Source organism: Xanthomonas sp. MLO165, from assembly GCF_018831305.1.
GTDB lineage: Bacteria > Pseudomonadota > Gammaproteobacteria > Xanthomonadales > Xanthomonadaceae > Xanthomonas > Xanthomonas arboricola.
Window position 1 is genome coordinate 1,647,964 of record NZ_CP029263.1, and the last position, 13,175, is coordinate 1,661,138.

The window sequence follows — 13,175 nt, forward strand, 5'->3', positions numbered from 1 at the left end:
GTCTACGGTGCGGCGTGTTCCACCCGGCTGCATTCCGGCTGCTCGGCGGGCAGCGATGTCTCGATCAGTCCGCCTGACGGATGCTGGCCGGTAGCGCGCCGTGGTAGCGGCCGGCAACGGTCGGAACCAGCGGGAAGGGTCAGATGGCTGCGGCGACGCATGCGTTGAAAAACGCCTCTTCCGGATGACGCGCTCGGCGACCGCGATGCGACGCTGCCGGCTGCTGGGTTACGCTGCCCACCTCGCATACTTCAGGGCAGCCATGAGCGATATCTCCACGTTCGCATTCACCGACCTGGAAGGCCGGCCCCGCTCGATGCGCGATTACGCCGGCAAGGTGGTGCTGGTGGTCAATGTCGCTTCGAAATGCGGATTTACTCCGCAGTACGCAGGCCTGCAGGCGCTGTGGCAGCGCTATCGCGAGCGTGGTCTGGTGGTGATCGGGTTTCCCTGCGATCAGTTCGGTCATCAGGAGCCGGGCGATGCCGCGCAGATCCGCCAGTTCTGCTCGCTCGATTACGCGGTGGATTTTCCGCTGGCCGAGAAGGTCGAAGTCAATGGCAGCGGCGCGCATCCGCTGTGGCAATGGCTCAAGCGCGAACAGCGCGGCGTGCTGGGATCGGAGGCGATCAAGTGGAATTTCACCAAGTTCCTGATCGGCCGCGATGGCGCGGTGCTGGAGCGTTACGCCCCGACCACCAAACCGGACGCGCTGGCTGCGGACATCGAGCGCGCGCTAGTTGAATCGTAGGAGCGCACCTGGGCGCGACGAGGCATTCCCGGGAACGCTTCGTCGCGCCCGGGTGCGCTCCTACGATAGTGCATGCCGGCGTCGCGGTCTGCGTAAACGCCGCATCGCGCGGGCGTTTCGCGCGCGCCGCATCACTTCTCGACGAAGGCGCGCTCGAACACGTAATGCCCCGGCGTGCCGATGCGTGGCGAGGTCTGGAAGCCACGCGCATCCAGCAAGCTGCGCAGGTCGGCCAGCATCTGCGGGCTGCCGCAGATCATGAAGCGGTCGTTGGTCGGATCCAGCGGCGGCAACCCGAGCGTCTGCTGCATGCGGCCGTCGGCCATCAGCTCGGTCAGGCGGCCCTGGTTGGCGAACGCCTCACGCGTCACCGCCGGGTAGTACAGCAACTTCTCGCGCAGGATGTCGCCGAGGAATTCGTGCTGCGGCAGCTCGCGCTCGAAGTAGTCGCGATAGGCCAGATCCTGCACGAAGCGCACGCCCTGGGTCAGGATCACCTTGTCGAAACGCTCGTAGGTTTCCGGGTCCTTGATCACCGACAACCACGGCGCCAGACCGGTACCGGTGCCCAGCAGGTACAGGTTGCGGCCCGGGTGCAGGTCGCTGATCAGCAGCGTGCCGGTGGGCTTCTTGCCGACCAGTACCTTGTCGCCCGGCTGGATGTGCTGCAGCCGCGAGGTCAGCGGGCCGTCCGGCACCTTGATGCTGAAGAACTCCAGGTGTTCTTCCCAGTTGGCGCTGGCGATCGAGTAAGCGCGCAGCAGCGGCCGCGTCTCGGTCTCCAGACCGATCATCACGAACTGCCCGTTCTCGAAGCGGAAGCCGGCATCGCGGGTGGTGGTGAAGCTGAAGTAGGCATCGGTCCAGTGACGGACCTCAAGCACCGTTTCGGTGCCGAAAGCGGAAGACATACCGGTAAGTGTCGTGGGAAGAGTACCCGGCAATTCTACCTCAAGCAGGCCAAATGAGAGGGGCTCTCATTTGGCCTGCTGGGATTCGGGAGTCGGGATTGGGGATTCGCAAGAGCAGATCCTGGGTCCCGGACGCGCCGGGCTCGCGCATGAGCCAGCAGCTCTTACCAATCCCCAATCCCGAATGCCCAATCCCCGGCCTCACCGATACCCCGCCGCCTGCAATTCGAACAGCTCCGCATAGCGCCCGCCCTGGGCCATCAGTTCGGCATGGGTGCCGTTGGCCTCGATGCGGCCCGCGGCCAGCACCAGGATGCGGTCGGCCATGCGCACGCTGGAGAAGCGGTGCGAGATCAGCACCGCGGTGCGGTTGTCCGACAGCTCCTTGAAGCGCTGGAACACCTCGAACTCGCTGCGCGCATCCAGGGCGGCGGTGGGTTCGTCCAGGATCATCAGCTGCGCATCGCGCATGTAGGCGCGGGCGATGGCGATCTTCTGCCATTGCCCGCCGGACAGGTCCACGCTGTTCTTGAAGCGGCGCCCGACCAGTTGGTCGTAGCCATCGGGCAGGCTGTCGATCAGCTCGCCGGCCATCGCACGCTGCGCAGCGGCGCGGATGCGTGGCGCATCGTCCATCGCATCGACCTGGCCGACACCGATGTTCTCGCCCACGCTCAGGTGATAGCGCACGAAGTCCTGAAAGATCACGCCCAGGTTGGCGCGCACATCGTCCAGGTCGTAGTCGCGCAGGTCGCGGCCATCGAGCAGGATGCGGCCCTCGTCCGGGTCGTACAGCCGCGCCAGCAGCTTGACCAGTGTGGTCTTGCCGGCGCCGTTTTCGCCGACCAGCGCCAGCACTTCGCCGGCACGCAGCTCGAAATCCAGATGCCGCACCGTCCACTGCTCGGCATCCGGGTAGCGGAAGCCCACGTCCTCGAACACGAAGCCCTGGCGGATCGGTCGCGGCACCGGCAGCGCGTTCGGGCGCGAGCGGATCTCCGGCACGATGTTGAAGAACGAATACAGATCGTCCAGATACAAGGCCTGGCCGGCGACCTGCGAGAACCCGATCAGCAGACCTTCGAGCAACTGGCGCAGGCGCAGGAAACTGCCGGCCAGGAAGGTCAGATCGCCGATGCTGAAATCGCCGCGCACGGTGCGCCAGGCGATGTAGCCATAGGCCATGTAGTAGCCCAGCGTGCCCAGCGCGGCCAGCAATGCGCCCCACAACGCGCGCTTGCGCGCCAGTGCGCGGTTGGCCTGGAAGAACTTGTCGGCCAGACGGCGATAGCGTGCGATCAGGAAGCGGTGCAGGTTGAGGATCTTGACTTCCTTGGCGGTCTCGACGCTCGCGCCGACCTGGCGCAGGTAGTCGAGCTGGCGCCGCTCCGGTGTCCACTGGAAGTTGAGCGAATAGCCCAGCGCATTGAAATGCGCCTCGCCGATGAAGGCCGGGATCAGCGCGATCGCCAGCAGCAGGATCAACCATGGCGCGTACACCACCAGGCCCACCGCCAGGCTGACCACGGTGATGGCGTCCTGCACCTGGCCGAACAGCTGGCTCATCAGGTTCATGCGGTTCATGGTCTGGCGCCGCGCGCGATCCAGCTTGTCCTGCCGGTCGGGGTCTTCGAAGTCCTCCAGATCCAGCTGCGCGGCATGCTCCATCAGGCGCACGCTGGCGGCGTTGTTGAACAGCTCCGACAACAAGGCATCGGCGTAGCCGACCAGCCGGCCGAGCAGGTCCGAGCCGATCGCCAGGGCCAGTTCCAGCGCCAGCAATTCCAGCAGCCGGTTCAGCCGGCCGCTGCCCAGCGCCTGCGTCAGCGAGTCGAAGGCCGGCGGTTGACCGACCAGGTGGATGGCCTCGTCGATGATCAGTTTGCCGATATACAACGAGGCCACCGGCATCAACGCGCGCAGCACGCGCAAGCCGATGCTGCTGGCGCTCAGCCAGCGGCTGGTCTGCCAGATCTGGCGCAGGAAGGGCGGCAGGTTGCGCAGCGCATCCAGGCGCTCGCGCAGGGTGGGGCCGGTACGGGGAGCGGCAGGCGCAGGGGCGCCGGAACGGGAGGCTGACATCGGCTTAGTGTGCAGCGCCACGCGTCGGCGCGGGGTGTTGGAGGTGCACCGCGCCCACGGCGGACTGCGTGCGCTGCCGACTGCACGCGTGCAAGGCAATGCGGTCGATGGCCTGCAGTGTGCCCGTACCGCGGGGCAGCCCCCGCGCGCGATCGCAGGCCCGATCAATCGCCTCGATTGACGCAACGCCCGGACACGCCGGGAGTTTCGACTAAAATGGCCGGATTGCCCCCGCCAGCCGTAGAGCCAGCCGTGACCTCGATCAAGCAGGAAGACCTCATCCAGTCCGTCGCCGACGCGTTGCAGTACATCAGCTACTACCACCCGGTCGACTACATCAGGAACCTGTCCGCTGCCTACGAGCGCGAAGAGTCGCCGGCGGCCAAGGACGCCATCGCGCAGATCCTGATCAACTCGCGCATGTGCGCCGAAGGCCATCGCCCGATCTGCCAGGACACCGGCATCGTCACCGTGTTCCTGGAGATCGGCATGCAGGTGCGCTGGGACGACGCCACGATGGGCGTGGAAGACATGGTCAACGAAGGCGTGCGCCGCGCCTACAACCACCCCGACAACAAGCTGCGCGCCAGCGTGCTGGCCGACCCGGCCGGCAAGCGCACCAACACCCGCGACAATACCCCGGCGGTGGTCAACACCAAGATCGTGCCTGGCCACCATGTCGAAGTGATCGTCGCGGCCAAGGGCGGCGGTTCGGAGGCCAAGAGCAAGTTCGCCATGCTCAACCCGTCCGACTCCATCGTCGACTGGGTGCTCAAGACCGTGCCGACCATGGGCGCCGGCTGGTGCCCGCCGGGCATGCTCGGCATCGGCATCGGCGGCACTGCCGAAAAGGCCATGCTGCTGGCCAAGGAAGCGCTGATGGAGCCGATCGACATCGTCGACCTGCAGGCGCGCGGTGCGTCCAATCGCGCCGAAGAACTGCGGCTGGAACTCTACGAAAAGGTCAACGCGCTCGGCATCGGCGCGCAGGGCCTGGGCGGCCTGACCACGGTGCTGGACATCAAGGTCAAGGATTACCCGACCCATGCGGCGAACCTGCCGGTGGCGCTGATTCCCAACTGCGCGGCCACCCGCCATGCGCACTTCACCCTGGACGGCAGCGGCCCGGTGATGCTGGACCCGCCGTCGCTGGAAGACTGGCCCAAGCTCACCTACAACCCGACCAATGCGCGCCGGGTCAACCTGGACACCATCACCCGTGAGGAAGTGGCCAGCTTCAAGCCGGGCGAGGTGGTGCTGCTCAACGGCAAGCTGCTGACCGGCCGCGACGCCGCGCACAAGCGCATGATCGACATGCTCAACAAGGGCGAAACCTTGCCGGTCGACTTCACCAACCGCTTCATCTATTACGTCGGCCCGGTCGACCCGGTGCGCGATGAGGTGGTCGGCCCGGCCGGCCCGACCACCGCCACGCGCATGGACAAGTTCACCCGCCAGATGCTGGAGCAGACCGGCCTGCTGGGCATGGTCGGCAAGTCCGAGCGCGGCGATGCGGCGATCGAGGCGATCCGCGACAACAAGGCCGTGTATCTGATGGCGGTCGGCGGCTCGGCGTACCTGGTGTCCAAGGCGATCAAGGCCGCACGCGTGCTGGCATTCGAAGACCTGGGCATGGAAGCGATCTACGAATTCGAGGTCAAGGACATGCCGGTCACCGTGGCGGTGGATTCCACCGGCGAATCGGTGCACAAGACCGGCCCGCGGCAATGGCAATCGCGCATCGGCAAGATTCCGGTGGTGGTGGAATAAGGGCGCCAGCCAGCGCGCCCGCAGTGCGGGCTGTTGCATCGCGCAGTGCAACCAGAGTGCCAGGCAATGCCGCGCCGACCGGGCCGGCGAGCGCAGGTGCAGCGCCGCGGTGGCGCCGCGCTGAAACCGCTGCGACGATGTACGGAATCCGTCGCAGCGGGCCAACTGCCCTCGCGCGGGTCTTCGATGGCATCCACCAGGGCGAGGACAATCGCTGTGAACCACGCAAGCTCGCCTGCACCAACCGACTCAGGAATCCGTATGAGCGCCACGCTGTACCACACCCCCAGCACCGCAGCCCTGGTCGTGCATTGGCTGCTGATCGAACTCGACGTACCGCACGTACTGCATCCGCTGGATTTCGAACGTGCCGAACAGAAATCCCCGCAGTATCTGGCGCTCAATCCGGCCGGCGTGGTGCCGACGCTGGTGCTCGACGGACACGTGCTGACCGAGGCGGCCGCGATCGTGCTGCATCTGGCCGACCTGCATCCGCAAGCAGGGCTGGCACCGCCGCTCGGCACTCCCGAGCGTGCGGCGTACTACCAGTGGATGTTCTTCTGCGCCAACACCTTGCAGCCGGCGTACCGGGCCTGGTTCTATCCGGACGAGCCGGCCGGTGCCGCGCACGCCGAAGCCGCGCAATCCCAGGCGCGCGCCAGACTGGAGGCGGCCTGGGCCCGGGTCGATACGCACCTGCAGGCCAACGGCCCGTATCTGCTCGGGCAGACCCTGTCGGCGGCCGATTTCATGTTGACCATGATGATGCGTTGGTCGCGCAACATGCCCCGTCCCAGCGATAGCTGGCCGGCCTTGCAGGCGCATGCGCAGCGAATGAAAGCCCGCCCGGCATTTCAGGAAACCTATCGCCGCGAGGGGCTGAAGGACTGGACCTGAACCCGGGGGGGCGCGGGCTGCGAAATCGTGTCGACATAAGGTCCAGCCACGCCGTGGTGCCGCGCCTGCCGCGGTGTACGATCGCGGCACAACCAGAGAGCAGGGGCTCGTCCATGTCGCATTCCGCATCCCGTCGAAAACTGCTGCAATGTGCCTGTTGTGCGCCGATCGCGGCCGCCGCCGCGTCACTGCCGTTCGCCGCAGGCGCGGCGCCGTCGAAGAAGACCGATCTCAATGCCGAGCAGGCATTGCAGGTGCTGCGTGACGGCAACGCCGCCTTCGTGGAAAACCGCCCCAAGAAGGTCATTTCCGACAGCAAGCGCCGTCTGGAACTGGCGCTGGGGCAGACCCCGTTCGTGATTCTAGTGTCGTGCTCGGATTCGCGCGTGCCGCCGGAGCTGCTGTTCGGGCGCGGCCTGGGCGAGATGTTCATCGTCCGCAATGCCGGCAATACCGTCGACACCACGGCATTGGGCTCGATCGAATACGCGGTCAGCCAGCTTGGCGTGCCGCTGGTGGTGGTGATGGGCCACGAGAGCTGTGGCGCGGTCGCCGCGGCGGTGTCGGTGGTGGAAAAGAACGCATTCTTCCCGGGCGCGATCGGCGCGATGATCGAGCCGATCGTCCCGGCCGTGCTGACCGCCAAGAGCAAGGGCGGCGACGACCTGCTGGCGGCCTCGGTCAAGGCCAACGTCAAGCGCACCGTCGACCGCCTGCGCGGCGCGTCCGAGCCGGCGCTGCTCGAACCGCTGCGCGCGGGCAATGTCCGCGTCGTCGGTGCGTACTACACCTTGAAGGACGGCAAGGTCGATTTCTTCGACGTCTGATCGCTGCCAAAGCCGTTTCATGAAGACAGCGCAGGATGATCTCCTGCGCTGTCTTTTTTATATGTGCGGAGGGTGCGGAGCAGCCTATATATGCGCGGGGCAGCGTGATCGTCAGCGCTGCGGAACCAGAAGCGGCTATCAAGCTGCTGCTTTCACCGCCAGGCAGGCGTGGGCCATGTCCGGAATCGGCATGCGCTGCAATTCCTGCGCGCCGAGCTGACGACTGCCTGCCACGTCTACCGCTCCAGGCCTGCAATCCCGGACGCAAAAAAGCCGGCATGCGCGCATGCCGGCTTTTCAATGGTCTCGACGTTGCTCAGCGCAGCGGTGCGATGTGCTTAGAACCACTCCAGCAACGACACGCCCAGGCCGATGTAGGTGGCCTTGTGGTTGTAGTCGATCAGGCTTTCGCCGTAGCCGTCGAACACCTGCACGTGACCACGCAGCAGGTTGGTGATCGGGAAGCCGTAATCCAGCTGCACCGAGCCATGCGAGCGGTCGCCGCCGCGCAGCGAATGCCGCGCAATCAACGCCACTTCATGCCCGTCCTTGTTGTAGACCAGGGTGGCGTCGCCACGGCCCATGTAATCCTCGATATCGGGATTATTGTCGTCGGCGCGGTCTTCCTTGATGCGGAACCACGGGCGCAGCGTCAGTGCCCAGTTCTCGCGATCCAGCCCGATGTTGAGGATGACCCGGTTCCAGGAGCGCGACAGCGGATCTTCGCGGCCGTTGGACATGTGGTTGATGCTGATGCCGCTCATGCGGCCCTTCCAGCCGAACAGGCTGTAGTTGTTGCGGAACACCAGCATCGCTTCCGGCTCGTAATTGGTTTCGCGGAACGGGCGCGAGGCATCGGTGTTGTAGGCCTGCCAGCGCGAGCTCTGGGTGTAGCCCATCCAGATGTCGCCGTTGTCGCCGAACAGATCCTCGACCACCTTGGTCTTGAAGCTGAGCTGGAATTTCAGTTCGGTGCTGTCCAGTTGCTGCGGGGTGGACACCGAGTTGGCCGGGTTCGGCGACTGCGGGGCGCGGTTGGAGTCGCTGGTCCAGAATGCCGGCAGCAGGTAGACCGGCTTGTAGCCGCGCAACTGGAAGGTGCCCAGCTTGGAGTCCTTGGCCAGCTCCCAGCGGCGGTCCAGCAACGAACCGCGGCCAGCATTGGCGACCGCCTCGGCCTTGGGCTGATCCTGGCCGTCGGCACGGAAGAAGTCGCCGACGCGGCTGATGGCACGCTCGTCCTGCGGCTTGGACTCTTTCTGCTTGGCGATCTGCGCGGCGGCATCGGCCTCGGCGGTCAGCTGCGGGGTATAGCCCAGCGCCTGGTCGTAGCAGGCAAGCCGTGCCGCATCCGAGGTGACGGAAGTGCAGGCCTGCGGCGAGGCGGGGGTGGGGGCGATTTCCTGTGCGTGCGCCAGCGGCGCGGCCGCCAGGGCAATCAGCATCAAGGGACGGGTGCGGTGCTTGGACATGGGCAGTCTGGCCGAATAAAGGCGCCAGGCAGGCGCGTCAGATGCGAAGCTTAACGGTCGCGCCTGCATACGCGGTGTGTACACGGTGGCATAACATCCGGGCGACGCCTGCAATCGGCAGCTGTCTGCGACCGCGTGGCTGCCTGCGTCGTCAGTGTCCGGGAGACCAGTCGACCCAATCACCGTCTGTGAGCGCTGGAAATCCGCTAGAAAAACCAGGCGATCGCGAACACGCCCAGCATGCACAGGCCCAGTGCCAGCTTGGTCGCGGTGCCGAACACGATGCCCAGCCAGGTGCCGAAGCCGACCTTGGTGGCCTGGTCGGATTTGCGGGTCTGCCAATACTCGCCGAGCCACGCGCCGGCGAACGGCCCGACGAACAAGCCGATCGGCATGAAGAAGATGCCGACGACCGAGCCGATCACCGAGCCCCACAGTGCCGCCTTGCTGGCGCCGACCCGCTGGGCGCCGTACACGGTGGCAAGGAAGTCGATCGCAAACGACAACGCCGTCATCAGGCCCAGGATCACCAGCGCCACCCAACCGACATGGGCAAAGCCATCGGCCCAGGCGGCCACCAGCAGTCCCGCGAACACCAGTGGCAGGCCTGGCAGCGCCGGCAGGACGACCCCGGCAAGGCCGATCAGGACCAGCACGCCAGCCAGGATGTAGTAGACGACGGTGATGTCCATGATGTTTAAAAATGTCCTGTTTCAGGCTTGACAAAATTGCGCAAGAGGTGCTTGAAAATTCGTTTGGTGCGGGTTAAGTTGCCAGCGCTGCTGTTTGCAACGGTCACCGTGAATCGTGGCCTGATGCGGTAGATCGTTCGATCCGCTACATCCTTGTACCTCGCTTCCTCCTTGCAATCACAGCCACCACCGTCAGTCCATCACAGTGTCGTAGGGAGTCAGTCGAGATGTCCAATATCGAACGCGAGAATGGTGTCGTGAAGTGGTTCAACGATGCCAAGGGTTTTGGCTTCATCAGTCGCGAAAACGGCGAGGACGTCTTCGTCCACTTCCGTGCGATCCAGATCCAGGGCTTCAAGAGCCTCAAGGAAGGCCAGAAGGTCAGCTTCACCGTGGTGCAGGGACAGAAGGGCCTGCAGGCCGATGCAGTGCAGGTGGTCTGAGCGCGGTGCGACACCGCGGCCATCGTGCAGACAGCAGAAAGGCCCGTCGCCGGGCCTTTCTGTCATTCGCCAACACTGGCGAATTGAACGTAGCGAGCAGTGGTCAGGCGGGCACGAAGAAATCGAAGTACACGTGGATGCATGTCGATTCCGGGTGCCGACTGCGCGGATCTAGCGGTGAGCGCAGTGGTTTTACTGGCCGCTACTGGTAAGCGCGCCGATCAGCGCAGCACGACCTTGCCGTTGACCACGCGCACGTAGGCGTTTTCGCGCACGCCAGCCAGGTCGCGCTGGTTCACCACGATCACGCGGCCGTCGTCCATGCGCACCTGCACATCGAAGCTGTCGCTGGTGACGTTGTTCTGGATCGCATTGCCCGCCAGCGCGCCGGCGGCGGCACCGGCCACGGCCGAGACGTTCTTGTTGCCTTTGCTGCCACCGGTCTCCTTGGAGATCTGGCGACCGGCCACCGCGCCGACGATGCCGCCGAGCACCGCACCGGTGCCGGTGGGAGCGCTGCGGGTCGGGCCGACTTCATCGATGCGGGTCACGATGCCGCAATCCACGCAGCGTGCCTGCGGCTGCGAGTAGCCCTGGTCGTAGCCGCGGTCGCCGCGGTAGCTGCCGTACTGGGGCTGGGAGGTGGCGCAGCCAACCAGCGTCGCGGTTGCAGCCAGGCCAATGACGAGCAGTCGGGTCTTCATGAGGTCTCTCCGGGGTGGTTCGAAAAAGCGGTCAGGGCCGCGGCGACGTCATCCTGGGTTGGTCAGGGTGAACGGTCTGCCAACTGGATCACTCCAGGCTTAACGAAACCCGAGCGTCCTGTTCACCACCGCCGCCGTGAGCATCGATGCGGCGGTGCAATGGCGGGTTAGCGGAAGTCGCGATGACAGGCCTCGCAGGCGTCATTGATCTGTGGCCTGAGTGCGGCAAGCGCGGCGCAATCCGCTGGCGGCGTGCGCTGTGCCTGGTCCAGGACCGTGCGCAGGGCGCTGGCATGCTCGCCGAAGCGGCGGTCCTCGCCGATGTCCGGAAAGGCCGGCTCCAGTTCGCCGGCAAGCAGGCGCAACGATTGCAGTCGCGCTCGCTGGCGTGTGGAGTTGCAGCCACCATCGGTATCGGCTTGCAGGGCGCGCACTTGGTAAGCCATCACCTGCATCAGGCTGTCCGGCACCGGGTTGCGTCTGGCCTGCAGCACGCGCGCCACCATCACCGTGCACACCAGCCCGATCAGGATGCCCAGCACCAGCAGGAAGGCATAGCGGGACGCGCGCGATTGTTCGGTGGGTGGGGCGGGCATGGACGGAACTCCGGTGGACACGAGCTTCAATAGGTCGATGGGCGCGCGCTGAGCGGCGCGCGTAAAATAGGCCGATGAAAGCACAATGGCGTGAACGCTTTGCCGGTATCGACCGGCTATACGGAGTCGGCACGGTGGAGCGGCTGGCCGCCTGCCGCGTGGCGGTGGTGGGGATGGGCGGCGTGGGCTCGTGGGTGGTCGAGGCGCTGGCGCGTACCGGCGTCGGCCATATCCGCCTGATCGATGCCGACGACCTGTGCGTGTCCAATACCAACCGGCAATTGCCGGCGCTGGCCGGGCAGTACGGACGCAACAAGGCGCGCGCGATGGCCGAGCGCTGCGTGGCGATCAACCCGGAAATCGACGCCGACGCGGTGGAGTCGTTTCTCACCGCCGGCAATATCGAACAGCTGCTCGGCGATGCGTTCGACCTGGTGATCGATGCCTGCGACAGCTTCCGGGTGAAGGTGGAAACCATCGCCTGGTGTCGCCGACGCAAGTTGCCCTTGCTGACGGTGGGTGCCGCGGGCGGGCGCACCGATCCCACCCTGGTGCGGGTACGCGATGTCTCGCGCACCGAACACGACGCGATGTTGGCGCTGATCCGCAAGAAGCTGCGCAGCGAGTTCAATTTCCCCAAGAATCCGCAGCGCTATTTCGGCGTGCCGGCGGTGTACTCGCTGGAGAACGTCAAATACCCGCAGGCCGATGGCAGCGTCTGCGGCATCCGTCCGCAGCTGGATGCCGACGCCACGCTCAAGCTGGATTGCGGAGCCGGGCTGGGCGCAGCCACGCATATCACCGGCACCTTTGCGTTTGTCGCGGTGGGCAAGGCGCTGGAGATGTTGCTCAAGCCGAAGGTGGCTGCTGCCAGGCCTGTTGCCGAGGCTGCCTCGGCGGGGTGAGTGCGCGTTGCCGTGTCATGCGGCAACGGGCAGTGCGCTCAGCCCGGCAACCCGAACAACCGCCGCGCGTTGGCGGTGGTCTGCGCGGCGATGTGCTCGGCCGCCTCGCCGCGTAGCTGTGCGATGCAGTCCAGCACCGTGCGCAGGTAGGCCGGCTCGTTGCGTTGGCCGCGGATGCTGGCGTCGGGCTGATCCGGCGCATCGGTTTCCAGCAGCAGCCAGTCCAGCGGCATCGTTGCGGCCAGGCCGCGCAGGCGATTGGCACGCGGGTAGGTGACCGGGCCGCCCAGGCCGATCATGAAATCCAGCTTCCACAATTGCTGCGCCTGTTCGGGGCTGCCGGCAAAGCTGTGCACCACACCACGCAGACCGCCCACGGCCTTGATGCGGGCGATGACCTCTTCGGTGGCGCGCCGCGCATGCACGATCAGCGGCAGCTCGAAGCGCTTGGCCAGCTGCAGTTGCCCGTCGAAATAATCGCGCTGCATCTGCGCGTCCAGCCCGTCCAGATAGAAGTCCAGCCCGCACTCGCCGATGGCGCAGGGCCGCTCGCGCTCGATCCACTCGGCCAGCAGCTCCAGATGCTCGGGGCGGTGCTGATCGAGAAAAATCGGGTGCAGCCCGTAGGCGGGGTGCAACCCGGGGGCCAGGGTGCAGACGGAGCGCAGTGCCGGCCAGCTGGCGGCGGTGATCGCCGGGATCACCTGCTGTACGACACCGGCTGCCCGCGCGCGTGCGATCACCGCGGCGCGGTCGTGGTCGAACTCGCCGGCATCCAGATGGCAGTGGCTATCGACCAACTGCATCAATCGCGGCGCACCGGCGCTGGCAGCGGTGCCTTGCGGGTCTTCCAGTTGGCCAGCAGCAGCGTGGTCAGACCGAACAGCAGCTCGTCCAGGAATGGGATCGGATCGGGCATCACCAGGTCGACAAGAAACAGCGCCGCCGCCAGCTTGAACAAGGTGGGGTAGCGCAGGGTGCTGGCCCACTCCAGGGCGCGCGAGGTGATGGGATTGCGCATGCGGATGCTCCGGCTGTTAGAAGTGCATGAAATAACCGCTAGCTGAACTTAACTGCGGCGTTCATGAGCGAGGGCGTTTTTGTTCAGGGTTCGCGTGCTGGAAT

14 protein-coding genes are annotated in these 13,175 nt (G+C 65.8%); 6 read left to right on the forward strand and 8 right to left on the reverse strand.

Going from position 1 to position 13,175, the window contains the following annotated elements; translation table 11 throughout:
• Window positions 1–262 precede the first annotated feature (262 nt).
• Complete coding sequence (locus tag DGN21_RS07115; protein ID WP_160954879.1) at window positions 263–751, forward strand: glutathione peroxidase; 489 nt, start codon at window positions 263–265, stop codon at window positions 749–751.
• A 131-nt stretch (window positions 752–882) separates the two neighbouring features.
• Here the strand turns inward: DGN21_RS07115 and DGN21_RS07120 are convergent, their stop codons facing one another.
• Window positions 883–1,662 (reverse strand): ferredoxin--NADP reductase, encoded by a 780-nt coding sequence (locus DGN21_RS07120; protein WP_160954878.1) that lies wholly within the window; start codon window positions 1,660–1,662, stop codon window positions 883–885.
• A 201-nt stretch (window positions 1,663–1,863) separates the two neighbouring features.
• Window positions 1,864–3,744, reverse strand: coding sequence for an ABC transporter ATP-binding protein (locus DGN21_RS07125; RefSeq protein WP_054591591.1), 1,881 nt, complete (start codon window positions 3,742–3,744; stop codon window positions 1,864–1,866).
• Window positions 3,745–3,996: 252 nt separating this feature from the next.
• Between DGN21_RS07125 and DGN21_RS07130 the strand changes: the two genes are divergently transcribed.
• The 3 genes from DGN21_RS07130 (at window position 3,997) to DGN21_RS07140 (ending at window position 7,238) form a co-directional block, all read left to right on the forward strand.
• On the forward strand, window positions 3,997–5,514 hold the full coding sequence (locus DGN21_RS07130; RefSeq protein WP_039528185.1) for a fumarate hydratase: 1,518 nt from the start codon (window positions 3,997–3,999) through the stop codon (window positions 5,512–5,514).
• Window positions 5,515–5,775: 261 nt separating this feature from the next.
• Complete coding sequence (locus tag DGN21_RS07135; RefSeq protein WP_126965550.1) at window positions 5,776–6,411, forward strand: glutathione S-transferase family protein; 636 nt, start codon at window positions 5,776–5,778, stop codon at window positions 6,409–6,411.
• Between the two features lie 188 nt (window positions 6,412–6,599).
• The gene (locus DGN21_RS07140; protein WP_180969661.1) at window positions 6,600–7,238 is read left to right on the forward strand and encodes a carbonic anhydrase; all 639 of its coding nucleotides are present in this window, start codon (window positions 6,600–6,602) and stop codon (window positions 7,236–7,238) included.
• A 338-nt stretch (window positions 7,239–7,576) separates the two neighbouring features.
• Here DGN21_RS07140 and DGN21_RS07145 read toward each other — a convergent pair whose 3' ends face one another.
• Both DGN21_RS07145 and DGN21_RS07150 read right to left on the reverse strand, forming a co-directional pair.
• Window positions 7,577–8,710, reverse strand: coding sequence for a phospholipase A (locus DGN21_RS07145; protein WP_126965551.1), 1,134 nt, complete (start codon window positions 8,708–8,710; stop codon window positions 7,577–7,579).
• A gap of 206 nt (window positions 8,711–8,916) precedes the next feature.
• On the reverse strand, window positions 8,917–9,402 hold the full coding sequence (locus DGN21_RS07150; protein ID WP_046342196.1) for a DUF456 domain-containing protein: 486 nt from the start codon (window positions 9,400–9,402) through the stop codon (window positions 8,917–8,919).
• 227 nt (window positions 9,403–9,629) lie between these two features.
• Here DGN21_RS07150 and DGN21_RS07155 point away from each other — a divergent pair, with 227 nt between their 5' ends.
• A complete protein-coding gene (locus DGN21_RS07155; RefSeq protein ID WP_003483561.1) occupies window positions 9,630–9,845 on the forward strand; it encodes a cold-shock protein in 216 nt (71 codons plus the stop codon).
• A 221-nt stretch (window positions 9,846–10,066) separates the two neighbouring features.
• On the opposite strand, the gene DGN21_RS07160 is transcribed toward DGN21_RS07155, so the two are convergent.
• Both DGN21_RS07160 and DGN21_RS07165 read right to left on the reverse strand, forming a co-directional pair.
• On the reverse strand, window positions 10,067–10,549 hold the full coding sequence (locus DGN21_RS07160; protein WP_016902706.1) for a glycine zipper 2TM domain-containing protein: 483 nt from the start codon (window positions 10,547–10,549) through the stop codon (window positions 10,067–10,069).
• A 167-nt stretch (window positions 10,550–10,716) separates the two neighbouring features.
• Window positions 10,717–11,145, reverse strand: coding sequence for a hypothetical protein (locus DGN21_RS07165; RefSeq protein WP_046342197.1), 429 nt, complete (start codon window positions 11,143–11,145; stop codon window positions 10,717–10,719).
• Window positions 11,146–11,219: 74 nt separating this feature from the next.
• Between DGN21_RS07165 and DGN21_RS07170 the strand changes: the two genes are divergently transcribed.
• On the forward strand, window positions 11,220–12,050 hold the full coding sequence (locus DGN21_RS07170) for a tRNA threonylcarbamoyladenosine dehydratase (RefSeq protein WP_104570554.1): 831 nt from the start codon (window positions 11,220–11,222) through the stop codon (window positions 12,048–12,050).
• Between the two features lie 38 nt (window positions 12,051–12,088).
• On the opposite strand, the gene DGN21_RS07175 is transcribed toward DGN21_RS07170, so the two are convergent.
• Both DGN21_RS07175 and DGN21_RS07180 read right to left on the reverse strand, forming a co-directional pair.
• Complete coding sequence (locus DGN21_RS07175; protein WP_126965552.1) at window positions 12,089–12,856, reverse strand: TatD family hydrolase; 768 nt, start codon at window positions 12,854–12,856, stop codon at window positions 12,089–12,091.
• The gene (locus DGN21_RS07180) at window positions 12,856–13,071 is read right to left on the reverse strand and encodes a DUF6116 family protein (protein ID WP_126965553.1); all 216 of its coding nucleotides are present in this window, start codon (window positions 13,069–13,071) and stop codon (window positions 12,856–12,858) included. Before DGN21_RS07180 ends, DGN21_RS07175 begins: the two co-directional genes overlap by 1 nt.
• Between the last annotated feature and the right edge of the window lie 104 nt (window positions 13,072–13,175).